The sequence below is a fragment of the Streptococcus gordonii genome, assembly GCF_001553855.1.
GTDB lineage: Bacteria > Bacillota > Bacilli > Lactobacillales > Streptococcaceae > Streptococcus > Streptococcus gordonii.
Genome location: NZ_LQWV01000001.1, coordinates 180,686 through 202,218, shown reverse-complemented (window position 1 = coordinate 202,218; position 21,533 = coordinate 180,686). Strand labels below are relative to the sequence as shown.

The 21,533-nt window shown below is 39.4% G+C and carries 25 protein-coding genes; 20 read left to right on the top strand and 5 right to left on the bottom strand.

All coding sequences use genetic code 11. From position 1 onward, the window contains the following. The first annotated feature begins 166 nt into the window (after positions 1-166). From AWH02_RS00930 to AWH02_RS00885, 10 genes are all read left to right on the top strand, one after another. A complete protein-coding gene (locus tag AWH02_RS00930; protein ID WP_048777246.1) occupies positions 167-604 on the top strand; it encodes a PTS sugar transporter subunit IIA in 438 nt (145 codons plus the stop codon). 20 nt (positions 605-624) lie between these two features. Continuing rightward, positions 625-1,119: a PTS system mannose/fructose/N-acetylgalactosamine-transporter subunit IIB gene (locus AWH02_RS00925; RefSeq protein WP_008810035.1), complete on the top strand. Its 495-nt coding sequence runs from the start codon at positions 625-627 to the stop codon at positions 1,117-1,119. Positions 1,120-1,149: 30 nt separating this feature from the next. Then, complete coding sequence (locus AWH02_RS00920; protein ID WP_008810034.1) at positions 1,150-2,001, top strand: PTS mannose/fructose/sorbose/N-acetylgalactosamine transporter subunit IIC; 852 nt, start codon at positions 1,150-1,152, stop codon at positions 1,999-2,001. Between the two features lies 1 nt (position 2,002). Then, a complete protein-coding gene (locus AWH02_RS00915; protein ID WP_048777245.1) occupies positions 2,003-2,833 on the top strand; it encodes a PTS system mannose/fructose/sorbose family transporter subunit IID in 831 nt (276 codons plus the stop codon). A gap of 11 nt (positions 2,834-2,844) precedes the next feature. Next, positions 2,845-3,135 (top strand): hypothetical protein, encoded by a 291-nt coding sequence (locus AWH02_RS00910; RefSeq protein ID WP_045504452.1) that lies wholly within the window; start codon positions 2,845-2,847, stop codon positions 3,133-3,135. A gap of 402 nt (positions 3,136-3,537) precedes the next feature. Then, positions 3,538-5,511 carry an ABC transporter substrate binding protein gene (locus tag AWH02_RS00905; RefSeq protein ID WP_060553820.1) on the top strand — a complete coding sequence of 658 codons (1,974 nt, stop codon included), beginning with the start codon at positions 3,538-3,540 and terminating at the stop codon, positions 5,509-5,511. After that, the gene (locus tag AWH02_RS00900; protein WP_060553821.1) at positions 5,511-6,314 is read left to right on the top strand and encodes an ABC transporter ATP-binding protein; all 804 of its coding nucleotides are present in this window, start codon (positions 5,511-5,513) and stop codon (positions 6,312-6,314) included. Before AWH02_RS00905 ends, AWH02_RS00900 begins: the two co-directional genes overlap by 1 nt. Before the next feature lie 159 nt (positions 6,315-6,473). Continuing rightward, positions 6,474-6,755, top strand: coding sequence for a co-chaperone GroES (gene groES / locus AWH02_RS00895; RefSeq protein WP_045504448.1), 282 nt, complete (start codon positions 6,474-6,476; stop codon positions 6,753-6,755). A gap of 22 nt (positions 6,756-6,777) precedes the next feature. Continuing rightward, a complete protein-coding gene (groL, locus tag AWH02_RS00890; RefSeq protein WP_060553822.1) occupies positions 6,778-8,400 on the top strand; it encodes a chaperonin GroEL in 1,623 nt (540 codons plus the stop codon). Between the two features lie 136 nt (positions 8,401-8,536). Continuing rightward, on the top strand, positions 8,537-9,295 hold the full coding sequence (locus AWH02_RS00885; RefSeq protein ID WP_060553823.1) for an epoxyqueuosine reductase QueH: 759 nt from the start codon (positions 8,537-8,539) through the stop codon (positions 9,293-9,295). 93 nt (positions 9,296-9,388) lie between these two features. On the opposite strand, the gene AWH02_RS00880 is transcribed toward AWH02_RS00885, so the two are convergent. Together AWH02_RS00880 and folE are read right to left on the bottom strand one after the other, a co-directional pair. Further along, positions 9,389-10,210, bottom strand: a complete 822-nt coding sequence (locus AWH02_RS00880; RefSeq protein WP_060553824.1) for a PrsW family intramembrane metalloprotease — start codon at positions 10,208-10,210, stop codon at positions 9,389-9,391. A gap of 47 nt (positions 10,211-10,257) precedes the next feature. Next, positions 10,258-10,821, bottom strand: a complete 564-nt coding sequence (gene folE, locus AWH02_RS00875; RefSeq protein WP_045634139.1) for a GTP cyclohydrolase I FolE — start codon at positions 10,819-10,821, stop codon at positions 10,258-10,260. A gap of 212 nt (positions 10,822-11,033) precedes the next feature. Here folE and rpsF point away from each other — a divergent pair, with 212 nt between their 5' ends. From rpsF to AWH02_RS00840, 7 genes are all read left to right on the top strand, one after another. Continuing rightward, on the top strand, positions 11,034-11,324 hold the full coding sequence (gene rpsF, locus AWH02_RS00870; protein WP_002896497.1) for a 30S ribosomal protein S6: 291 nt from the start codon (positions 11,034-11,036) through the stop codon (positions 11,322-11,324). Between the two features lie 16 nt (positions 11,325-11,340). After that, positions 11,341-11,832, top strand: coding sequence for a single-stranded DNA-binding protein (locus AWH02_RS00865; RefSeq protein ID WP_012130902.1), 492 nt, complete (start codon positions 11,341-11,343; stop codon positions 11,830-11,832). A 38-nt stretch (positions 11,833-11,870) separates the two neighbouring features. Continuing rightward, entirely contained in the window at positions 11,871-12,110 is a 240-nt protein-coding gene (gene rpsR / locus AWH02_RS00860; RefSeq protein WP_000068664.1) for a 30S ribosomal protein S18, read from the top strand. Between the two features lie 54 nt (positions 12,111-12,164). Then, positions 12,165-12,827 (top strand): TetR/AcrR family transcriptional regulator, encoded by a 663-nt coding sequence (locus AWH02_RS00855; protein WP_081041939.1) that lies wholly within the window; start codon positions 12,165-12,167, stop codon positions 12,825-12,827. Positions 12,828-12,962: 135 nt separating this feature from the next. Further along, complete coding sequence (locus AWH02_RS00850) at positions 12,963-13,676, top strand: ABC transporter ATP-binding protein (protein WP_060553826.1); 714 nt, start codon at positions 12,963-12,965, stop codon at positions 13,674-13,676. Further along, positions 13,603-15,213 (top strand): hypothetical protein, encoded by a 1,611-nt coding sequence (locus AWH02_RS00845; RefSeq protein ID WP_060553827.1) that lies wholly within the window; start codon positions 13,603-13,605, stop codon positions 15,211-15,213. The genes AWH02_RS00850 and AWH02_RS00845 overlap by 74 nt, the downstream gene beginning before the upstream one ends. Beyond that, a complete protein-coding gene (locus tag AWH02_RS00840) occupies positions 15,213-15,422 on the top strand; it encodes a DUF1648 domain-containing protein (protein ID WP_045504435.1) in 210 nt (69 codons plus the stop codon). Before AWH02_RS00845 ends, AWH02_RS00840 begins: the two co-directional genes overlap by 1 nt. A 302-nt stretch (positions 15,423-15,724) precedes the next feature. Here the strand turns inward: AWH02_RS00840 and AWH02_RS00835 are convergent, their stop codons facing one another. The 3 genes from AWH02_RS00835 to AWH02_RS00825 are packed head-to-tail and all read right to left on the bottom strand — an operon-like array spanning position 15,725 to position 17,980. After that, positions 15,725-16,192, bottom strand: a complete 468-nt coding sequence (locus tag AWH02_RS00835) for a hypothetical protein (RefSeq protein ID WP_045504434.1) — start codon at positions 16,190-16,192, stop codon at positions 15,725-15,727. Between the two features lie 2 nt (positions 16,193-16,194). Continuing rightward, positions 16,195-17,010 (bottom strand): hypothetical protein, encoded by an 816-nt coding sequence (locus AWH02_RS00830; RefSeq protein WP_060553828.1) that lies wholly within the window; start codon positions 17,008-17,010, stop codon positions 16,195-16,197. Continuing rightward, entirely contained in the window at positions 16,982-17,980 is a 999-nt protein-coding gene (locus AWH02_RS00825; RefSeq protein ID WP_060553829.1) for a hypothetical protein, read from the bottom strand. Before AWH02_RS00825 ends, AWH02_RS00830 begins: the two co-directional genes overlap by 29 nt. Before the next feature lie 77 nt (positions 17,981-18,057). Between AWH02_RS00825 and AWH02_RS00820 the strand changes: the two genes are divergently transcribed. From AWH02_RS00820 to AWH02_RS00810, 3 genes are all read left to right on the top strand, one after another. After that, on the top strand, positions 18,058-19,770 hold the full coding sequence (locus AWH02_RS00820) for a hypothetical protein (RefSeq protein WP_081041940.1): 1,713 nt from the start codon (positions 18,058-18,060) through the stop codon (positions 19,768-19,770). Next, positions 19,771-20,790, top strand: coding sequence for a hypothetical protein (locus AWH02_RS00815; protein ID WP_060553830.1), 1,020 nt, complete (start codon positions 19,771-19,773; stop codon positions 20,788-20,790). It begins immediately after the preceding gene. A gap of 198 nt (positions 20,791-20,988) precedes the next feature. After that, positions 20,989-21,498, top strand: a complete 510-nt coding sequence (locus AWH02_RS00810) for a GNAT family N-acetyltransferase (RefSeq protein ID WP_060553831.1) — start codon at positions 20,989-20,991, stop codon at positions 21,496-21,498. The last annotated feature ends 35 nt before the right edge of the window (positions 21,499-21,533 follow it).

The following is a 21,533-nucleotide window of genomic DNA, read 5'->3' as shown; positions in this document are numbered from 1 at the left end:
ACCAATATGACAATTGTCATATTCTTCCTAACAAATGTCATCTAACTTAAGTGACATTTGACAATATGAAACCGGTTCCACAACCTGTAAAATAAAATCATAAAGAAACCTTCGACGTTTAAAGCCTAAATTGGCTAAGAAGTAGAAGGGTAAGGAGGCAGGAAAGATGAAATATCTTGTATTGGTCAGCCACGGTGGCTTGGCCGAAGGGGTGCAAAGTTCTTTGGGAATGTTTGCCGGCGACAAGACAGATCAAGTGATTGCTGTTGGTCTAAAAGCAGGTAAGTCAGTAGACGATTTTGCCTTGGAGTTTCGCCAAGCTTTAGCGGGCTTAGCTGAGGAAGATCAGGTTCTTGTGTTGGCAGATATTGTTGGGGGAAGCCCTCTTACTACTGCCTGCGATGTCTTGGCTGAACTTGGAAAATTAGACACAGCAGTTGTCCTAGGTGGTCTAAACCTGACCATGGCTTTAACAGGGCTAGTTATGAAAGATATGTTAGAAGGCAAAGAACTAGCTAGAACCATTCTTTCAGAAGCTTCAGCAGCTCTTCAAGAATTCGAAGTCGCAACCGATAGTGACGAAGAAGATGACGACGATATTTAAATACTTAAAGGAGATTTATCATGACAATTTCATTTGTACGGATTGATGACCGCATGATCCACGGTCAGACAGTTACTCGCTGGGCTAAGGAATATCCTTGTGATGGCTTAATTGCGGTCAATGATGCAGCTGCAGGGAATGCCGTATTAAAACAAGCTTATAAAGCTGCTTCAGATAAGAAAACTTTTGTTTGGACTAAAGAAGCTTTTAAAGAAAAATCACAAAAGGTCTTGGATTCAGATAGCCGCTATTTCTTAATTACGAAGAATCCAATTGATATGAAAGAAATTTTAGTAGACCAAGGCTTTGTTCCAGCTGATGTTAAAGAAATTATCGTCGGGCCTGCTAATGATCGCCCAGGAGCAACGAAACTAGGAAACAATCAGTCTATTACTCAGGAAGAAGCAGAGGCAATTGAAGCAATTGAAAAGGCTGGTTATAAGGTGAAATTCCAATTATTGCCAGATGTTTCCATCGGCTACTGGAGTGATTTCAAGTCTAAGTTTGGTTTTTAATAATACTATAAGCGTTAAAGGAGGCTTATTATGACAATTTCTTGGTTACAGGCCGCTTTGCTAGGATTGTTTGCGTGTTTGTCATCCATGCCTGGTCTAGGTGGTACATCAATTGGTAACTATACTCTGGGACGCCCGCTTGTTGGTGGACTTGTTTCAGGGCTTATCTTAGGAGATATTAAACTAGGTATAGTCTGTGGGGTTGCCATGCAATTGGTTTATATTGCTCTGGTTACTCCTGGTGGTACAGTTTCAGCAGACGTTCGTGCGGTTTCTTATATCGGTATTCCGCTAGCGATGGTAGCTATTACGACACAAGGCTTAGCCTTAGATTCTTCAGATGCAGCTAACTTGGCTAAATCAATGGGAACTTTAGTAGGAACAGTTGGTACCGTTCTATTTTATGGTACAGCTACAATGAACTTGCTCTGGCAACACATTGGTTGGAAAGCAGTCGAAAAAGGAGAATTTAAGCGTTTGTACGCAGTAGACTGGGGCTTCCCATGGATTTCACACATTGTCTTCTCTTTCTTACCAACTCTAATCATGTGTAAATTAGGGGCAGATGCAGTTACAGCTTTGAAATCAGCCCTTCCTTTGGATGGAATTCCAATGAAAACCCTCTTTACAGTGGGCTCACTCCTTCCATGTGTCGGAATCGCTATTTTGTTAAAACAAATTGTTGAAAAAGCTGTCGACTTCATTCCTTTCTTTGTCGGTTTTACTCTTGCAGCTTCTCTAGGATTAAATCTAGTCTCTTGTGCAGTCATTTCATTGATTTTCGCTGTTCTATTCTATGAAATTCAAATGGCTAAAAATGTCAGAGCTCAAGCAGTAGCAAGTACAGGCGTGATTGATGACGATGATGAGGAGGATATCTAAAATGGCAAAATTAACGAAAAAAACATTAGGAAAATCTTTCCATCATTGGTACTATGGTAACTTGACCTGCTTCTCACAAGAGCACATGCAGACTTTTGGTTATCTTGCGTCTATGCTACCAATTGTGGAAGAACTTTATCCGAAAAAAGAAGATCAAGCAAAGGCAATGCATACTTATACAGCCTTCTTCAATACTGAACCTCAGCTAGGTGCCTTGATTGTCGGGATTACAGCAGGGCTCGAAGAGGCACGTGCAAATGGTGCTGACGGAGTGGATGATGAAACAATCAATGGACTTCGTGCTGGTTTGATGGGACCTGTTGCAGGTATTGGAGACTCGCTGATTGTTGGGACACTGATCCCGATTATCTTGGGGATAGCCCTTGGTTTATCAAACGGAGGATCTCCACTAGGTGCTATCTTCTACATCGTTGTCTGGAACTTGCTAGCTTACTTCGGTATGAAATTTGCCTATTTTAAGGGCTATGAACTGGGCGACAAAGCGGTTGAATTTCTTGTTGGTCCTCAAGGACAAGCTATCCGTAAATCTGTATCTATCATTGGTGGTATGGTTATCGGAGCAGTAGCAGCTACTTGGGTGCCTGTTAAAACAGCTTTCCAATTAAAAGACTCATCCGGAAAAGCATTCTTGGTTCTGCAAGATCAATTGGACGGAGTTTATCCAGGACTTTTGACGGCATTATTTATCGTCTTTTGCTGGTGGTTAATGGCTAAGAAAAATCTATCTCCAATCAAAGTGATGCTACTTCTTGTAGTTGTTGCATTTATTGGTGTATTACTTGGCTTCTTTAATCCAGGTTTGAAATATTAAAAGGAGAAATCATGACAGAACAAGAATTGATTCAAGGCTATGAAACAGAAATTCACTATCAAAAACATATGATTGAAAATCTAGGACGTTGGTTTAGTCTCTTCTTTACCATTGCGAGTATCGGTCTTGTTCTGATTTATTTCTTTCGCCAAACCAATATGATTCTTTTCATTGTTGGAATTATCCTAGCAGTTTTAGGTGTTCTTGCCATGTTAGTATTTGGTTATGGTATCTACAAAGGCCGACTCAATCTTCAAAAAGTTATTGATGATTTTGAAGCTAAAATTCAAATAAAATATTAAGCTAGATGCCCCTGATAAAAGATTATCGGGGGTTGATTGTTAAAAATTTTCAGAAATTTTCTAAAAAAGTCTTGACATTGTATGAAATTAAGGGTATAGTATTAAACAATAAAAACAAGGAGAAATAAAATGGTTAAACAAACGTCATCACAGACAATTAAATTAAATACCTACTTTTACTTTAGTTTCTTTAGATAGACGTTTGTAGCCGAAAGGATACAAACGTTCCCCGTTTGTATCTATGAAGCTAAAGCATTTTATGATGAATCCAGCTGATTAGATATCTTTTCTAACTGACTGGATTAAAGTGGATGATTGATCTCATCTATATCAGCACTTAAAAGCCAGTTAGAATATTATCTAATTGGCTTTTTGTTTTTGAAAAAAATTAAGGAGCATGATATGAAAAAAACACTACTTTCCTTGGTTAGTTTGGCGATAGCCTTACTTCTTGTAGCAGGATGCAGTTCTTCAAAGAAGTCGGAAAAACAGGTCCATATTGGGATTCTTCAATATGTGGAGCATGAGTCCCTGACAGCTGCTCGAAAAGGCTTTGAGAATGAGTTGAAAGACCAAGGGTATATTGATGGTAAGAATATCAAGATTGACTACCAGAATGCCCAAGGGGACCAGTCCAATCTCCAAACGATTTCTACGAGCCTACTCTCTAAGAATGACTTGGTTCTAGGGATTGCAACGCCAGCAGCCCAATCTTTAGTCAATCTATCGACTGACACCCCCATTCTCTTTACAGCGATTACAGATCCTGTATCCGCAAAGCTCGTGAAGTCTATGGACAAGGTTGGCGGTCTAGCAACTGGTACAAGTGACCGAGCTCCCGCCAAGAAACAAGTGGCCTTGCTAAAAAAAGTCATGCCTAATCTGAAAAAAGTTGGGATTATGTACACCACCAATGAACGAAACTCAGAGATTCAAGTGCAAGAGGCAGAAGCAGCTTTTAAAGAAGCTGGTATTGAAACGGTTGTCAAGGGGATTTCCTCTACAAATGATGTGCAAGATACCACAAAAAGCTTGATGAGTCAGACGGAAGCCCTCTTTATTCCAGCTGATAATACCATCGTTTCAGCGATCACCTTGGTGACAGACTTATCTAAAGAAATGAAGGTGCCTGTAGTGGGTGGTTCTGTTGATGTGGTAGATGATGGGGTGCTCTTTACCTACGGGGCTGATTTTGAAGCTTTGGGTCGCCAAACTGCTAAAATGGCTATTCGAATTATGAATGGAGAAAAAGTCGATGATATTTCAGCTGAAGATCCTGAGACGCTGAAGGCAGTAGCTAATAAAGAAATGGCTCAACTTCTAGGAATTGACATCAGCGCCATTGAGCAAGAGGAACAGGCAAATGCTCAAGCGAAAAAAACAACTCAGAAAAGCTCTTCTGCTAAAAATACCGCTAATCCGAAAGTGAATTCTCTTTCCAAACCTAAGTCGTCTGATTCATCTGGTGGTCTTCTAGATATTGTACTCTCTGCTCTATCTCAAGGTTTGCTCTGGTCTATTATGGCTATTGGAGTCTTCATTACCTTCCGAATTTTAGATATTGCAGACCTGACTGCAGAAGGATCCTTCCCGCTTGGTGCAGCAACTACAGCCATTTTAATTATGAAAGGCTTGAATCCTCTTCTAGCCACCATTGGCGGTTTTATTGCTGGAATGCTGGCGGGGGCAGTGTCTGGATTTCTACATACCAAGATGAAGATTCCGGCTCTTCTGACGGGGATTATCACTCTAACTGCTCTTTATTCTGTTAACTTACTTGTATTAGGAAGTTCTAATCTTTCTCTTTCAGGTCAGACAACACTGGTGACTGTGATGACAAGTCTACTTAGTCTATCTAAGACCTCTTCGGTCATTGTATTAGGGCTTGCCTTCGTTGCCTTTGTTATCTTACTTTTAATTGTCCTACTCAATACCCAGCTTGGTTTAGCTTTGCGGGCGACCGGAGATAATTTGGCTATGGGAGAAGCCAATGGAATTAAAGTTGACCGAATTAAGATTTTAGGTTATATGCTTTCAAATGGGCTAATTGCCCTTGCTGGCTCCCTTTTAGCTCAAAATAATGGTTATGCGGATATGAATATGGGAACAGGAACCATTGTAAACGGCTTAGCATCGATTATCTTGGCCGAAGTCATTGTTAAATACCTTCCGCTTGGAAAACGTCTCTGGTCCATTGTGGTCGGATCCATCCTATATCGTTTAGTTCTAGTAGTTATTCTGGCTATGAATGTGGATGCTCAAATGCTTAAATTAGCCTCAGCTATTCTTCTTGCTCTCATTCTTTACGTTCCAGAAATTCGTCAAAAATTGCAGATTAAAGCAAACAAAACCTTAACGCCAGGAGGTGACAGCTAATGTCTTTATTAACATTAACCAATATTCATAAGACCTTTGAAAAAGGAACAATCAATGAGAATCCTGTTCTCCGAGGCTTGGATCTCGAAATCGAACAGGGAGACTTTATTTCCGTAATTGGTGGGAATGGAGCAGGGAAATCAACCTTGATGAACTCTATCGCAGGTGTCGTAGAGATTGATGATGGAGATATCTTGCTTGATGGTCAGTCTATTAGAAAGCCTTCAGTAGCTGATCGATCGAAAAGTATTAGTCGAGTTTTTCAAGACCCGCGGATGGGGACAGCCACCAATTTGACGATAGAAGAAAATATGGCCATTGCTTATCGTCGTGGGAAGAAGCGGAGCTTTTTCAAACGATCAATTACAGAAGAAGAACGCCAAATCTTTAAGGGTGCACTGGAACATCTTGGCCTAGGTCTTGAAAATAGAATGAAGACGGATGCTAATTTCTTATCTGGAGGTCAAAGACAGGCTTTGACTCTTTCGATGGCGACCTTAGTTCGGCCTAAGGTTCTCTTGCTGGACGAACATACTGCAGCTCTCGATCCTAAAACAAGTGATATGGTGATGAACTTAACGAAAAAAGTAGTAGAAGAGCAGAAGCTAACAACCCTCATGGTCACTCATAACATGGAACACGCCATTGAGTATGGTAATCGCTTGATTATGCTCTATCATGGGAAGATTGTCGTGGATGTGAAGGGTGAAGAAAAGGAAAATCTAACGGTAGCTCAGCTCATGGATCTCTTCCATAAGAACAGTGGTCAAGTACTGAATGATGATGCTCTAGTCCTAGGATAAGACAAAAAAACTGACTGGTTTCTCTAGTCAGTTTTTTAAGTTCTTTGAAGAAAAAATAGTATTTTTTTCTTGACTATTTTTGACCAAGTGATAAAATAATAACTATAGATTAGCACTCGATATAAGAGAGTGCTAAAAATTAATCTCAGGAGGGATACTATGTTAAAACCATTAGGTGACCGAGTGGTCCTAAAAATAGAAGAAAAAGAAGAGAAAGTTGGCGGTTTTGTTATCGCTGGTAACAGTCATGCAGCGACTAAGACAGCCGCAGTTGTAGCAGTTGGCCAAGGAGTTCGTACCTTGACCGGTGAATTGGTAGCACCATCTGTCAAAGCTGGAGACAAGGTTCTTGTTGAAAGTCACGCAGGAGTAGAAGTGAAAGACGGTGAAGAAACCTACCTTCTAGTCAGCGAAGCCAATATTCTAGCAATAGTTGAGTAAGATTAGAAAAGAGGGATAAAAAATGGCAAAAGACATTAAATTTTCAGCAGATGCAAGAAGTGCAATGGTACGCGGAGTCGATATTTTAGCAGATACAGTCAAAGTAACCTTGGGACCTAAAGGTCGCAATGTTGTTTTGGAAAAATCTTTTGGCTCTCCCCTTATCACTAATGACGGTGTGACCATCGCTAAAGAAATTGAATTGGAAGACCACTTTGAAAATATGGGTGCTAAGTTGGTGTCAGAAGTTGCTTCCAAAACCAACGATATCGCAGGTGACGGAACAACAACAGCAACAGTTTTGACGCAGGCTATCGTCCGCGAAGGAATCAAAAACGTAACTGCCGGAGCCAATCCAATCGGTATCCGTCGTGGGATTGAAGCAGCTGTTGCAACAGCTGTCAGCGCTCTGAAAGAAACTGCTATTCCAGTTTCTAACAAGGAAGCTATCGCTCAGGTTGCTGCCGTTTCTTCTCGTAGTGAGAAAGTCGGTGAATACATTTCTGAGGCTATGGAAAAAGTTGGCAACGACGGAGTTATCACTATCGAAGAGTCCAAAGGGATGGAAACTGAGCTGGATGTTGTAGAAGGAATGCAGTTTGACCGTGGCTACTTGTCTCAATACATGGTGACAGATAGTGAAAAAATGGTGGCTGATCTGGACAACCCTTATATTTTGATTACAGACAAGAAAATTTCTAACATTCAAGAAATTCTGCCATTGTTAGAAAGCATCTTGAAAACCAACCGTCCGCTTTTGATCATTGCAGATGATGTGGATGGCGAAGCTTTGCCAACACTGGTTCTTAACAAGATTCGTGGAACTTTCAACGTTGTAGCTGTTAAAGCACCAGGTTTTGGTGATCGTCGTAAGGCTATGTTGGAAGATATTGCCATCTTGACAGGTGGAACAGTCATTACAGAAGATCTTGGATTGGACCTCAAGGATGCAACCATTGAAGCACTTGGACAAGCATCTAAAGTCACTGTTGACAAGGACAGCACTGTAATTGTAGAAGGTTCTGGAAATCCTGAAGCCATTGCTAACCGTGTAGCTGTTATCAAATCTCAAATTGAGAGTGCAACTTCAGAATTTGACAAGGAAAAACTGCAAGAACGTTTGGCTAAATTGTCTGGTGGTGTAGCTGTGATTAAGGTTGGAGCTGCAACCGAAACAGAACTCAAGGAAATGAAACTCCGCATCGAAGATGCCCTTAACGCAACCCGTGCCGCTGTAGAAGAGGGAATTGTATCCGGTGGTGGTACAGCCTTTGTTAGCGTTCTAGATGCAGTTGCTGGTCTCGAATTAACAGGAGATGAAGCTACTGGTCGTAATATTGTTCTTCGTGCCTTGGAAGAGCCAGTTCGCCAAATCGCTCTCAATGCAGGCTTTGAAGGTTCAATCGTCATTGACCGTTTGAAAAACTCTGAAGCTGGTACAGGTTTCAATGCAGCGACTGGCGAATGGGTTAACATGATTGAGGCAGGAATCATTGATCCAGTCAAGGTGACTCGTTCAGCCTTGCAAAATGCGGCTTCTGTTGCTAGCCTGATCTTGACTACCGAAGCAGTGGTAGCGAATCAGCCAGAGCCAGCTAGTCCAGCACCAGCCATGGATCCAAGCATGATGGGCGGAATGATGTAGTCATTAGCTAAAAGCTTAAATAACAAAAAGAGGAAAGAAATTTCCTCTTTTTTACTGTTAAAACATAATTACTTCCTTGAAGATTTGAGCTCAGGCTTCCTATATGATAAAATAACGATAGAAAAAGGAGAAAATGATGATTGATGTAGAAGAAATTCTGAGCAAGATGAATCTCAACCAGAAAATCAATTATGACCGTGTCATGCAGAAAATGGTTCAGGTTTGGGAAAAGGATCAGAAACGCCCGACCATTCTTATGCATACTTGTTGTGCCCCTTGCTCGACCTATACCTTGGAATATCTCAGCCAATATGCAGATGTGACAATTTACTTTGCCAATTCCAATATTCATCCTAAGGCGGAGTATCAGAGGAGGGCTTATGTGACTCAAAAGTTTGTCAGCGACTTCAATGAGAAAACAGGTTATACAGTTCAGTATTTAGAAGCCCCTTATGCACCTCAGGAATTTTTCCGAAAAGTTCATGGCCTGGAGGATGAACCTGAAGGGGGCGATCGTTGCAAGGTTTGCTATGACTATCGATTGGACCAGACGGCAGAAGTTGCGGTTGAACTTGGTTTTGATTATTTCGGTAGCGCCCTAACTATCAGCCCACATAAGAATTCACAAACCATCAACAGTGTTGGTATTGAGGTTCAAAAGGTCTATGCTACCCACTATTTGCCGAGTGATTTCAAGAAGAATCAAGGCTACAAGCGCTCGGTGGAGATGTGCGAGGAATATGATATTTATCGTCAGTGTTATTGTGGCTGTATTTTTGGTGCTCAAGACCAGGGAATCGACTTAGTAAAAGTAAAGAAAGAAGCTACGGCCTTTATGGCGGGCAAGGATTTAGAAAAGGACTACTCTCATATCAAGTTCACAGTGATAGATTAGTTCTTGATAGACTCATAGTCTGTGGCCTATAAAAAAGAACTGCTTTAAGATAGATTATTCTGTCTTGAGCAGTTCTTTTAACTATGTAAGTGTTTAAAAAGGTAAACTTGGCTGATCATTATCTAATCGCGCAGCTGTTTGGTAGGCTAAGAAGAAGGTAAAAATAGCTAGGGCAGATAGGATAGGTCTTACAAGCGGTATTTCGGTTTCAATAGCTGAGAGCGGTGAGTTCCAGATGAAATGTAGGATGAAAGCCGCTAGGAAGTATATAAGTCCTGTTTTGAAGTTGCTAGCATTCTTTTTGCGATAGCGAATCATGAGGGTCAAGCCGAAAGCAGTCAAGCCTGTGTAGAGCCAATGAGAGGCGATTGAGCCAACCACGCGTCCCAGAATTCCTGAGATAGCGAAAGAGAAGCCTTCAGACATATCAGATAGAATATATGAGAAGTCCTCGCTGATTTGGAAACCAAACCCTGCTACAATTCCCAGAAGTAAGATAGACTTCAAGTTTTTTACAGGAACTAGGTAGAGAGCAAAGGCTACGCCAATCAATTTGAGAGGCTCTTCAACTAAGGGAGCAACAATGGCACTTTCTAAATCACTAATAAAAGAAATAGATAAAGTAGAAACACCATCATGGATATAAGTGTTGGCAAGACCAGAAGTCCATCCTGCGATGAAGAGTCCGCCCAAGAAGGCAATGATTAAACTAGCAAGCGGAGTCTTCCATTTTTTTTGAAAGTGTAAAATGATTAAGCTAGCTGGAACAATATAAAGCAAGGCTAGTAAGGCAGCCAGTCCAATAATGCCGTAAGCTTTGCCAGATAATTCGCCTAGAGTATAGGTCTTTGTTTCGTACTCAATTCCAATACAGATAAGGACCAGAAATAGGAGAAATACTAATTTTTTCTTCATAAACTTCTTTCTAAGGTGAGATTATTATGTTGCGGTGATTGAGGGAATCAGTCGTGATGAATCATGGACAAGATTTCCTGTCTCTGATGAACATTTTCTTTGTAAATTCCTTTTGCAACTGTAGTAACAGTCTTACTACCAGGTTTTTTGATTCCTCGCATAGTCATGCACATATGTTCGGCTTCAACCATGACAAATACACCCTCAGGTGACAAAGCTTCATCTAAGGCTGTCGCAATTTGGGCAGTAAGGCGTTCTTGTAGTTGAGGACGTTTGCTAGCTACTTCAACAGCACGGGCTAATTTGCTCAGCCCAGTGACTTTGCCATTGCTAGGTAGGTAGGCGACATGAGCAACACCATAGAAAGGTAAGAGATGATGTTCACACATGGAATGAAATGGAATATCTTTTACAAGAACGACTTCTTCATGACCTTCCGAAAATACAGCAGTAAATTCATCCTTAGGATCTCGACCAAGCCCAGAAAAGACTTCCTGATACATTTTAGCTACTCGCTTTGGTGTGTCAAGCAACCCTTCACGGTCAGGATTTTCCCCAACTAATTCTAATAGTTGGTAAACAGTCTCTTGCAATTTTTCAAAATCAGACATAAAAAACTCCTCATTAGTCAAACTAGTCCTATTATATCGGAAAGAAACAGGGTCGTCAAATACTTGAGCAGTATCAGAACATCTCGTTCACGAAGTTTTAAAGAATTCTCTTGCTATTTCATAGAGAATCTAGTATAATAGTTATTCGTGAGAAAACCTCACTTACCCCTTGCAAAGTCTTGGGGTCATTAGACCAAAAGGAGGAAAAATCAATGGCTAAATACGAAATTCTTTATATTATTCGTCCAAACATTGAAGAAGAAGCTAAAAACGCTTTGGTAGCACGCTTTGACTCTATCTTGACTGACAACGGTGCAACTGTTGTTGAATCAAAAGATTGGGAAAAACGTCGTCTTGCATACGAAATCCAAGATTTCCGTGAAGGACTTTACCACATCGTTAACGTTGAAGCAAACGACGATGCAGCTCTTAAAGAGTTTGACCGTCTTTCAAAAATCAACGCTGACATTCTTCGTCACATGATCGTCAAACTTGACGCTTAATTAAGAAGGTAGATTCATGATAAATAACGTTGTACTTGTAGGTCGCATGACCCGCGATGCTGAACTACGCTATACACCGCAAAACCAAGCGGTTGCAACATTTACATTAGCTGTTAATCGTAATTTTAAAAACCATAATGGTGAAAGAGAAGCAGACTTTATCAATGTTGTCATCTGGCGTCAGCAGGCAGAAAATCTTGCAAACTGGGCTAAAAAAGGTGCTCTAGTCGGAATTACAGGTCGTATTCAGACTCGTAATTATGAAAATCAGCAAGGTCAACGTGTCTACGTCACTGAGGTCGTTGCAGATAACTTCCAACTATTGGAAAGTCGTACAAGCCGTGAAGGACAGTCTGGAGGTTATACTCCAAATAACTTTGGCGGTAATGCAGCACCAAGCTTCGGAGGCGCTGACTCGTCTCACCAAGTACCGAATTTTTCTCGTGATGAGAATCCATTTGGTAACTCAAATCCAATGGATATCTCAGATGATGATCTGCCATTCTAATTGGACAAACTAGAACTATAATATAAAGGAGAAAACACATGGCTCAACAACGTCGTGGCGGATTCAAACGCCGTAAAAAAGTTGATTATATCGCAGCGAACAAAATTGAATATGTTGATTACAAAGATACTGAGCTTCTTAGCCGTTTCGTTTCAGAACGTGGGAAAATCCTTCCTCGTCGTGTAACAGGAACTTCAGCTAAAAACCAACGTAAAGTAACAACAGCTATCAAACGCGCTCGCGTAATGGCTTTGATGCCTTTCGTAAATGAAGACTAATTTGATTAACAGCAGGCTCTGACCTGCTGTTTTTTTTATTATATCATTGACAAAATGTCAGTTAGGTGCTATACTGACCACAAGGAGGCAGAAATCATGCGTGATGTCAAGGAAGTAGAGGTACGGAGAGCAGAGATTATGTCTGCAGCCTTACAGCTCTTTGCCCAAAAAGGCTATCTAAAGACTAGAACTCAAGATATTATTGATAAGCTTGGAATCTCACGAGGTCTGCTTTACTATCATTTTAAGGATAAGGAAGACATTCTCTATTGTCTGATTGAAAAGAACTCTGAGCCCTTGCTGAGAAAGCTAGAAAAGATTAGCTATCAGCCAAATGTTGGGGCCAAGGAAAAAATCAGAGCCTTTATTGAGGCGACCCTTATCCCAGAGGAAAGCAGAACACAGGAAAATCAAGTTTTGCAGGAAACCGTCAATTTGGAGACCAATCGCTATGTTTTAGATCGCTTTTATCATAGACTCTGTGAACGGATGATTGTTTTCTTCACTCATATCTTGGAGGAAGGACAGAAATCCGGAGATTTTCATTTAATATATCCACATGAAACGGCTTCTTTTCTCATGACTGCCTACGTCTTTGTGTCAAATGATATTAAGATGAGTAATGAAAAACCAGAGACTTTGCAGGATTATCTCACCAGCTTCCAGGCGATATTAGAAAAAACCTTAGGATTAGAAGAATCTATTTTTTTAGAATAATCGGCAGTTTTCTGCCTTTTATTTAGAAACATAACTGACAAAATGTCAGTTCAAGTCTTCAATCTCTTAACCTAAATTTTAAAAAATTTTACGCTAAAACTGACAAAATGTCAGTTAAAACAAAAGGAGAAATTCATGTTAAAAATAGAACATTTAACAAAAGTATATAGCAATGGTAAAAAGGCTGTGGATGATCTTAGTCTGATGGTGGAGCCTGGAGATATTTATGGCTTCATCGGCGCTAATGGAGCAGGTAAGACATCCACCATTAAGTCCATTGTGGGGATTCATGATTTTGATAAAGGAGAGATTTATATCTGCGGGCACTCTATCAGGAAGGAGCCCTTGCTTTGTAAGAAAAAGATGGCGTTTCTGCCGGATAACCCAGACCTTTATAAAAATCTGACAGCAAGGCAGTTTTTGGATTTTGTAGCAGACATTTATAGGGTTTCTATGGAAAAGAGGCAAGCAGCTATAGAAAAGTATTCTAAAATGTTTGAGCTGGATACGTCTTTGGATCAGTTGATATCAGCTTATTCACATGGGATGAAGCAGCGATTGGCACTAATAGCGGCTCTCCTGCATGAGCCAGAATTGTTGATTTTAGATGAACCTTTTGTCGGTTTAGATCCGAAAGGCGCATATTATTTTAAGCAAATCATGAGAGAGCTAGCCAGTCAAGGGCATGCGATTTTCTTTTCTACTCACGTTTTAGAGGTTGCGGAAGAACTCTGCAATAAGGTAGCAATTCTGCAAAAGGGACGTTTGGTGGCTAATGGAAGGACCTCTGAAGTTAAGGGGGCATTCAGTTTGGAACAAGTATTTATGGAGTTACAGGAAGATGACTAATATTCTTTTGCTTTTAAAAGTACAATTATACAACACATTTTCGCTTAATGATTTAAGGAAAGGACGAGGGTTGGGCAGGTATTTTAAGCTTGGTCTGCTCTTCTTGCTTATTTTGCTATTTTCAGGCTATAACCTTTTGACGGCTTTGAGTTTGGTCAAGTTGGGGCAGGCAAATTTGATTCCAGCCTATATGATTGCCTTGGTTAGTTTTATTATTTTCTTTTTCAGTCTGATGCAATCAAATGGCATCTTGTTTGACCAAGAGGAACTTGACAGGCTCATCGTATTGCCGCTCAGTATTAGAGAGATTGTCTGTGAGAAATATGCTTTTCTTTATCTTTTGAACAGTGTGTTTGCCATTCTTCTCATGCTCCCAGCAGGCCTCGTTTGGTTTGGATATAGTGCGTCCTTGTTGGAGTTGCTTCTTTATCTGCTTTTAATGGGATTTATTCCTCTTTTACCTCTCTGTTTAGCCTCTTTACTTGGCTTGTGCGTTGCCTACATAGCCTCAAAGGCCCCTCATAAGAATCTAGTTGCCTTCCTTTTTTCTCTCTTCTTGCTTTTGGGGCTGGCAACAGGCAGTATGTGGGCTATGAGAGCTGGACTGTCAGCGGAAAATGTTGGTCTCTTGCTTACCAAGCAGCTGACTTCTCTCTATCCTCCGGCAAGCTTGTTTTTTAACCCTCAGCATTTCTGGTGGTCTAGCCTTTTGTTGATGTTTGTCTCGTTTGCGCTGACAGGACTTTTTCTGAGGTATTTAAGTAGAAATTATTTAAAAATAAATCAGATGATAACAGGAGTGAAGTCAGAAAGCAAAGTCTATAGAAGCTGGCAGAAGTCTCCCTTTATGGCTCTTTATAGGAGAGAATTTGCGAATTTTGTGAGTTCCTATCTTTATATGCTCAATAGTGGACTAGGAACTATTTTAATCATCGTTTTAGCCATCTCGCTTTGTTTTATGAGTCCTGATGTCCTCTTTTCTTCGATAGGACTCAGCGATAGCCGAGAATTTTTACCCCTATTACTGGCTGGCTGTCTCAGTATTTCCAATCCTGCAGCTGTCAGTATTTCCTTAGAGGGGGAAGAGATTTGGCTGCTTCAGACGCTCCCGGTTTCTATGAGGCAGATAATGATGGCAAAGCTGGCCTTGACGGTGTCCTTACATTTCACAGCCTTGCTGCTGGGCTTGCCTGTTCTGACTTGGCGTTTCTCGCTAGGAGGATTGCAAGTAGTGGATTTGGTCCTTATTTCACTGGCTTATTCACTGTTTACAGCTCTTCAGGGACTTGTGGTCAATTTTCATTATCCTAAGTTCATCTGGGACAATGAAATGATTGTTATTAAGCAAAGTTTTTCGGCTATCTTGTCTGGAGGAATTGGCATCTTGGTTCTTGTGTTCCCTCTTTGCTTATCCTTACTATTTGGTATGGACTTGGAGATGTCGCTGCGAATCTCAGCTCTTGGACTTTTGCTTTTGGCTGCCGTCCTTTATAGGCATTTAATAAAACAAGGATATTTTAAGGAGGTCCATGGCTAATGAAAAAGAAAGATTTATTCGTTTTGTTTTTCTTAGCAGTAATCATATTTTTGATTATCTGCCTGCTACCAGAGCAGGTTCCCATTCATTTTAACAGCGCAGGAAAGGCGGATATTGTTGTCAATCGCTTTTGCTTGATTCTCGGTTTGCCCATTCCCTACTCTCTTTATTGGAAATATTTCCGAAGCAAATCAAAAAGAGGTCAGTGAATGATTTCTAAAAGGAGCTGGATGTGAATAGTTTGGAAGATTTCAACCAAGCAAATTATTTCAACCTGCCTTTTTTATTAGCGTAAATTCGTTTATATCAAAATATTGGCCAACAGAGATATAAAGCAGGAGATTTTTCTGATTCAGTATTGAATAGAGTAGAAAAAGTGCAGTAGTAAGTAAAGTTGCTATATTTCTTGGACAAGCAGACTAGGTGTGACCATCAAAAAAGAACCCCTTATGAACAGAATATAGTTTTCTATACGGTTCATAAATGGTTCTTTTTCTTTTATTCTTTGCAATTAAGGTGATGGTATCTTTTTTATCCATGCTCTTAGAAAGCTTAGATCATTAAAGATAAAAATTAGAAAAATTATTTGGCAGAAGTAATATCCCCAATCAAGCTTATAAATATCTCTTTGTATGGTGATGGAGAACATTGTGTAAACCATTAAGACAAAACTAGCTATAAAAAATAGAAAAGATTGTAAACTTGCTAGAAAAGGATAGCCTTTGTTTTTTAAAATGAATTTCAATAAAACGGCTAGGGCAGGAAGAACAGATAGAAAAATAAAGGAATTCTTAAAATAGGAATTGTTCAGATCTGCAAATTCTTTTCCACCAAAAATAGGATTGTTATTTTGGAATAGATAAATTTGTGATGTTTTATCGTGTAAAAAAGGCATACTAGCAATAACTAAGTAAAGTGCAACTAATAGTCCGATTTGCCAAGGGAAACTTACTTTAACCCTTTCTTTATTCTCTGACATCCCTATCTCCTTTCTCTAATTTTTCCTTGCTCAACGACGACAAAATCGCCTCCTGCTTCATCAATCGTCCCTAAGACGTAGGCTCCATCTGGCAGGCTTAATTGTTCTAACAACTGTTGGATTTGGTCTCTTAGGTGGATATCTTCTCTGTCGACTCCTTTGGGCAAGATAATTTGGACATAGACAGCTCCTTGCGACAAGGCATGATTTAATGAAAAATCGTACAATTCCTCAAGGATAGAATGTTTATTTTTAGTAGCATTTTCAATGCGATCGCTATACCAAGTTTCACCTCTAACAAAATTAGCTTGATCAGATAGGGTGCTTCTTAACTTAGCTGATGCTCCACTTAGATCTGGAGCTTGATTTAATTTTCTTGTTAAAGACTCTTCCAACTTGGTCCGTTCGGGATTGATTTCCAGCATTTTTTCAATCATTGGTAAATAAACTCTGATAGATTCATCATAAGCCGTCCCTAACTCAGATATAGAGTTGTATCTATCAGATAAATCTATTTTGTCATAATAAGGCATGATTAATTGTTTAAAGCGTACGGATTTTTTCAAGGGCAGAGAAATGTTCTTGCCGTTAATTTTTTCAGTATAAGTAAAATTAACATCAATGCCCGTTCTTTCTTCAGCCCAGGAAAAGCCGTTAATCTTAATCTCTCCAGGGAAATTCCGATTAGCATAAAAACCCTTGAGATTGGCCTCTAGATTCTTATAGAAAAACAGGAACAAGAGTGCTAGAAAGCACACAAGGACAAGTATACTTTTCCACTTGTCAGAATTAATCTTCAATATCTTTTTCAATAGCATCCTCCTTAATTACTTGCTTGAACTCTTGATCTGTTTCTACATACTCTTCCCGGCCAGTTTTTGTATATCTACTCCTAATGGTCCAGTGAAAATAGGAGGCATCAGGATATAAAATCTTTGTCAGAGTTTCACTATCATCTAAGGTCATATTTTCTTTTAAAACTAATAAATAACCATACTTCTTAAGTGTTGCAAGTGTTATGTTATCCTCCGTTTTAACATTACTGCTACTATGATTCTTGTCGGAAGAATTGCCAGTTGAAATTGAGTCTTTATCGTCTTTTTCATACTTAAACCAAGGTCCGTAACTATGTATATTACTCTCGTCATCACTATATGCCTCAGTAATAAATGATGGATCTGAGAGTGCACGATAGATTCCTCCATAGCCGAATTGGATCGTCTCTTTGGGGCGTTTTTTTGTTGCCTTTTTATTAGTCAGATTGATATAAATTTCGTTATCGTAGTCTATTTGGATTTTTACATAGTCATTTTTTCCATCAGAATACATCTGATTATCTAATTCGCCATTTATAGATACATATCCCATATCTTGAACAATCTTTAAGGCATCAATCGTTTGACCTTCTCCTTTTTCTTGTCCTAGTTGGTAATAACGAATTCGGAAGTATTCTTCCTTATCCTTCTTTTTCAGTGTGCCATCATATTGCTTGGAATCTTGAACTGCTAGATATTTCCGACCTACGGCAAAAACAGATGAGCTCCGATCGTCATCATCTTCCTTAAAAGAGAGGGCTATCATAGGGAATTCAGGCTCATTCTCTCCAATTGTTACATAATTCGTTAGACGCAGATTCTTCCCTTTATAAACATAATTTCGTTCTTTAACTACATAAGTAGCTTCTTTTACAAAAAAGAAAGAACAAGCACCACCGACAATAAAGACGACCAGCGCTGCTAAAGCATAAATTTGCCACATTTGCCAAGAGAAATTCTCTAGCTTCTTCATCCTATACTCCTTTAAGATAGATTATGCACTATTATATCATTTTTTGGTAAGATTTCTGCTAAAACTGGAAGAAAAGTATGATAGAATGGTATTATTATATTTTTATTAGGGAAGCGAATATGGATCAAACACCTTTCAAAAAAATCATTAAAATATCTAGTTTCTTTTTTCTAGCGCTAGTAACCTATCTGATCTATTATCCGACGATTAGTCCTGAACCTGCAAAAAGGGAAGTGGTTAGCAAGAATCATAGTCGGACCGAGTCAGAAGATCGATATCGAATAGGTGTTAGTCAGGTAAATGACTTTCAGAAAATCGGAAATATTGCCCTAGCTATCGATAAGTTTGGAAGAGTCCAGGAGAAAGATGGCTATTTAGTTGCTCAGAATTACAAACTCCCCGAGGATCCGTATCCTGACGAGGGGAAGGCTTTTTATGATAAAAAAAACACGGAATATTTTTATCAGATTGATATTTACAAAGAGGACGAAGGGATTCAGTCATTAAAGAAGGTCGATGTACGAGCCCTCCTTCTTAAAGAAAAGAAAAAATATAACATTAAGAGTACCGCGAAATTAGACGTGCTTGACTCGTCTCCAGATGCTCCTTATATAGAAATAGCGCTGGAAGAGATTGATGGTGGCCCTCAAAAAGCATCTCTGATTATTGACTTAAAGACGGCAAAGAGTCGGATTGCTCACTACATAGGAGCTGCACAAGAAGAAGTCTTAACTGCTAGCGATAATAGTGAATTAAAAATTGCTCAAAGCAATCCTATTTTTGCTGACCGTTTAAAGAGCTTAAGCTTTATTCTTGATGCAAAAAAAGACACAAATTCCTATGATAACCAAGAAAAGCAAAATCAAGAAAAAATTATCATGATGAGACCATATCAGGGTGGAGACCTAATCAATCTTTACCAAGAATATCCTCATGCCCTCGAAATGGCTAAGAAAGGTAGTTTCGCTATCTATCCATTGTTTAAATACACCCAGGATTCCACTCAACAAGCCTCTGATTTTGCTAGACTCTTTAATTATCCAGGAGAAGCTCCTTTTTGGTCTGCTCAAAAGAAACAAGAGTATGAAGCAGAACAAATCGTAAAACAGAAGAAAAGTCCTGAAACTCCACTTCCTTATGACTTGTTTATAAAGAAGGTACAGGAGGAAGGAAAAATCAATTGGGCGGAAGGGATTGTCCCAATTGGACTTGATATCGATAGTGAAGAAGTAGTTACTGTTGACTTCAAAAAAGGTCCGGTTTACACGCAGCATTTCGATCTATATGACCACATAAGTGCCTTAGGAAGCCTGACTGATCTTAGCTCTACCAATACGATGCTAAATCAAGTTAGTTTCGATAAAACCAGACGTTATGGACTAAAAACTGTAAAAGACGTCAGCACTCTTATTGATGAATCTAAGCGGTCTAATCCAGCCGGCCCGCAATATATTAATTGGCTTCAATATAACCCTGGTAGCCCTTTGTCTGAAACGTATATGAATACCGTTAAGGAGATTGTGGAGCAGGGACCTCTGTATAGAATTTTCTCCATATTTAGTCTTGAGGTAGGACAGATGACGGTTAGTCAAGCCGAAACTAATGACAATCTTGTGGCAGGGTCAATTTCTGTAATGGTTCAAAACGGCAACCAGGCTTTAGTTCCTCTGCAGTTTAAGATAAATAATTTTCATAATTTAACCCCTGATAAAATGATAAAATCGGGACGAATTATCTATGTCCTTATAGATGGTCAGCTTCGTCGAGTAAAAGTTCCGGAGGAAAGATAAGTGAGTCAGATCATTATAAAGATAAAAAAACTATTTCAAAATAAAATCTTTTTGAATATTGGTGGCTATACTTTAGCATTTGCAATTGGTCTATTTTTGGCTTCTTATGTTGCTGAAAAACAAAAAAACACTATACACTCTCAGCAAAGTCAGACTGAGCAGCAAGAGGTTGGTAAAAATAGGCCAGATAAGGATGCGACTTTTAAGATAGAAAAGCTGGGTGATAATCTCTATATGGTCGAGAATCCTAATTTGGCCATCTTGTCTGACAAGTATATCTTGCAGCAAGAGATGAATTACCCCAACAAAACTTTTTACTACGATAGTTACCAGCAATTTAGTAAAGATAAGAACAAAAATAACCACCTAAAAATTAGCCTTCTAAACCAAGCTGAAGGGACTTACAAAGATTATGACCTACTTCAATTGGCTCAAAAACTACATCCTCAAGCTATTCCAGGGAAAGTGAGTCACCAACTGTACCAAGATCCTCAAGACAGTCAACTCTATTTTGCTTTTGAGGTATATCTACCAGGTGGATCAAATGCAAGCTACTATTCTAGTTCAAGTAGTGGCTCCTTTACCCAGACTCTCTATACGAATATTGAAAATGGTCAGACTTTTTCTCTTGATCGCTATTTCGGACCTCTAACAGCCCATTCGAAGCAACCAATCTATTCAGCTACTGACCTGGATGATAAATTGAATCGTTATGGACTAGTCTTGGCCAATAAAACACAGAATATTACTCTCATCGAGGGAGGAGAGGATTTAAATATTAAGAGTTTGAGATTAAGTAAAGAATTGCCTGGTATAGAAAAGAAATTTAGTGCCGGATGGAGCTTAATGATAACTGGCGATGATTCTTATGAAAAAAGTCTAAAGCTTCTAGCTGCTGAAGGGGAAATCGATCTTTATACTAATATCAAACTAGATGGTTCGTACTCATCCGATAAGAAAGATCATCTCTTAAAATCTTATCAAGATTTTCTAAACCTCTACCAAAAAGGTAAAAACTAACTTGCTTCTTTTCTAGCAAAGTTGGTCGGACATGGTTGAGAGAAGCTTATACACTTGATAACACTTAAAGAATGTATTCATAGCGATCAAGGACGGCTTTCGTAAAAGGAGACCAAGTAAATCCCTGCTTTTGCAGGGGTTTTTTATTATTCTTTAAAGTGTTAAAATGAGATGAGAATCTGTTATAAGGAGTATGATATGGGTGAAGAGCGAATCGTCAGAAAGATGCTTTTTGAGGATATTGAAGGATTATCAAATGCTTTTGTTGAGCAGGGATGGCCTGAGCGAAAAGATATTCTGCACAAATATTTTCTTGAGCAAGAGGAGGGAGAACGCCAAGTTTTGGTGGCTCTTGTTGGCAGATTTTTGGCAGGTTATATAACAGTCATTCCATCAGCAAATCACGGTCCTTTTGCAGGTCTTTATCCGGAGTTAACTGATTTTAATGTTTTTGAAAGCTTTCAAAGGCAGGGGATTGGCACGGCTCTAATCGAAAAAGCAGAGCAAGAAGCCTTGAAATATTCAGATGTGGTTACCTTGGGAGTGGGATTACATAAGGGATATGGGCCGGCACAGCGCTTATATATTAAAAGAGGATATATTCCAGATGGTTCTGGACTTTGGTTTAACAATGAAGCCCTTGCCCCATATACTCCTTGTGAAAATAGTGATGACCTAGTACTTTATTTTTCGAAAAAAAGAAAATAAAAAAATTCCTAAGCTGGTTTGCTTAGGAATCAAAA

What these genes read in the sequence shown, in the direction of transcription:
- AWH02_RS00930 (WP_048777246.1), top strand. Translation starts at nt 167, where the DNA reads ATGAAATATCTTGTATTGGTCAGCCACGGTGGCTTGGCCGAAGGGGTG.
- AWH02_RS00925 (WP_008810035.1), top strand. Translation starts at nt 625, where the DNA reads ATGACAATTTCATTTGTACGGATTGATGACCGCATGATCCACGGTCAG.
- AWH02_RS00920 (WP_008810034.1), top strand. Translation starts at nt 1,150, where the DNA reads ATGACAATTTCTTGGTTACAGGCCGCTTTGCTAGGATTGTTTGCGTGT.
- AWH02_RS00915 (WP_048777245.1), top strand. Translation starts at nt 2,003, where the DNA reads ATGGCAAAATTAACGAAAAAAACATTAGGAAAATCTTTCCATCATTGG.
- AWH02_RS00910 (WP_045504452.1), top strand. Translation starts at nt 2,845, where the DNA reads ATGACAGAACAAGAATTGATTCAAGGCTATGAAACAGAAATTCACTAT.
- AWH02_RS00905 (WP_060553820.1), top strand. Translation starts at nt 3,538, where the DNA reads ATGAAAAAAACACTACTTTCCTTGGTTAGTTTGGCGATAGCCTTACTT.
- AWH02_RS00900 (WP_060553821.1), top strand. Translation starts at nt 5,511, where the DNA reads ATGTCTTTATTAACATTAACCAATATTCATAAGACCTTTGAAAAAGGA.
- groES (WP_045504448.1), top strand. Translation starts at nt 6,474, where the DNA reads ATGTTAAAACCATTAGGTGACCGAGTGGTCCTAAAAATAGAAGAAAAA.
- groL (WP_060553822.1), top strand. Translation starts at nt 6,778, where the DNA reads ATGGCAAAAGACATTAAATTTTCAGCAGATGCAAGAAGTGCAATGGTA.
- AWH02_RS00885 (WP_060553823.1), top strand. Translation starts at nt 8,537, where the DNA reads ATGATTGATGTAGAAGAAATTCTGAGCAAGATGAATCTCAACCAGAAA.
- AWH02_RS00880 (WP_060553824.1), bottom strand. Translation starts at nt 10,210, where the DNA reads ATGAAGAAAAAATTAGTATTTCTCCTATTTCTGGTCCTTATCTGTATT.
- folE (WP_045634139.1), bottom strand. Translation starts at nt 10,821, where the DNA reads ATGTCTGATTTTGAAAAATTGCAAGAGACTGTTTACCAACTATTAGAA.
- rpsF (WP_002896497.1), top strand. Translation starts at nt 11,034, where the DNA reads ATGGCTAAATACGAAATTCTTTATATTATTCGTCCAAACATTGAAGAA.
- AWH02_RS00865 (WP_012130902.1), top strand. Translation starts at nt 11,341, where the DNA reads ATGATAAATAACGTTGTACTTGTAGGTCGCATGACCCGCGATGCTGAA.
- rpsR (WP_000068664.1), top strand. Translation starts at nt 11,871, where the DNA reads ATGGCTCAACAACGTCGTGGCGGATTCAAACGCCGTAAAAAAGTTGAT.
- AWH02_RS00855 (WP_081041939.1), top strand. Translation starts at nt 12,165, where the DNA reads ATGTCAGTTAGGTGCTATACTGACCACAAGGAGGCAGAAATCATGCGT.
- AWH02_RS00850 (WP_060553826.1), top strand. Translation starts at nt 12,963, where the DNA reads ATGTTAAAAATAGAACATTTAACAAAAGTATATAGCAATGGTAAAAAG.
- AWH02_RS00845 (WP_060553827.1), top strand. Translation starts at nt 13,603, where the DNA reads ATGGAAGGACCTCTGAAGTTAAGGGGGCATTCAGTTTGGAACAAGTAT.
- AWH02_RS00840 (WP_045504435.1), top strand. Translation starts at nt 15,213, where the DNA reads ATGAAAAAGAAAGATTTATTCGTTTTGTTTTTCTTAGCAGTAATCATA.
- AWH02_RS00835 (WP_045504434.1), bottom strand. Translation starts at nt 16,192, where the DNA reads ATGTCAGAGAATAAAGAAAGGGTTAAAGTAAGTTTCCCTTGGCAAATC.
- AWH02_RS00830 (WP_060553828.1), bottom strand. Translation starts at nt 17,010, where the DNA reads ATGCTATTGAAAAAGATATTGAAGATTAATTCTGACAAGTGGAAAAGT.
- AWH02_RS00825 (WP_060553829.1), bottom strand. Translation starts at nt 17,980, where the DNA reads ATGAAGAAGCTAGAGAATTTCTCTTGGCAAATGTGGCAAATTTATGCT.
- AWH02_RS00820 (WP_081041940.1), top strand. Translation starts at nt 18,058, where the DNA reads ATGATAGAATGGTATTATTATATTTTTATTAGGGAAGCGAATATGGAT.
- AWH02_RS00810 (WP_060553831.1), top strand. Translation starts at nt 20,989, where the DNA reads ATGGGTGAAGAGCGAATCGTCAGAAAGATGCTTTTTGAGGATATTGAA.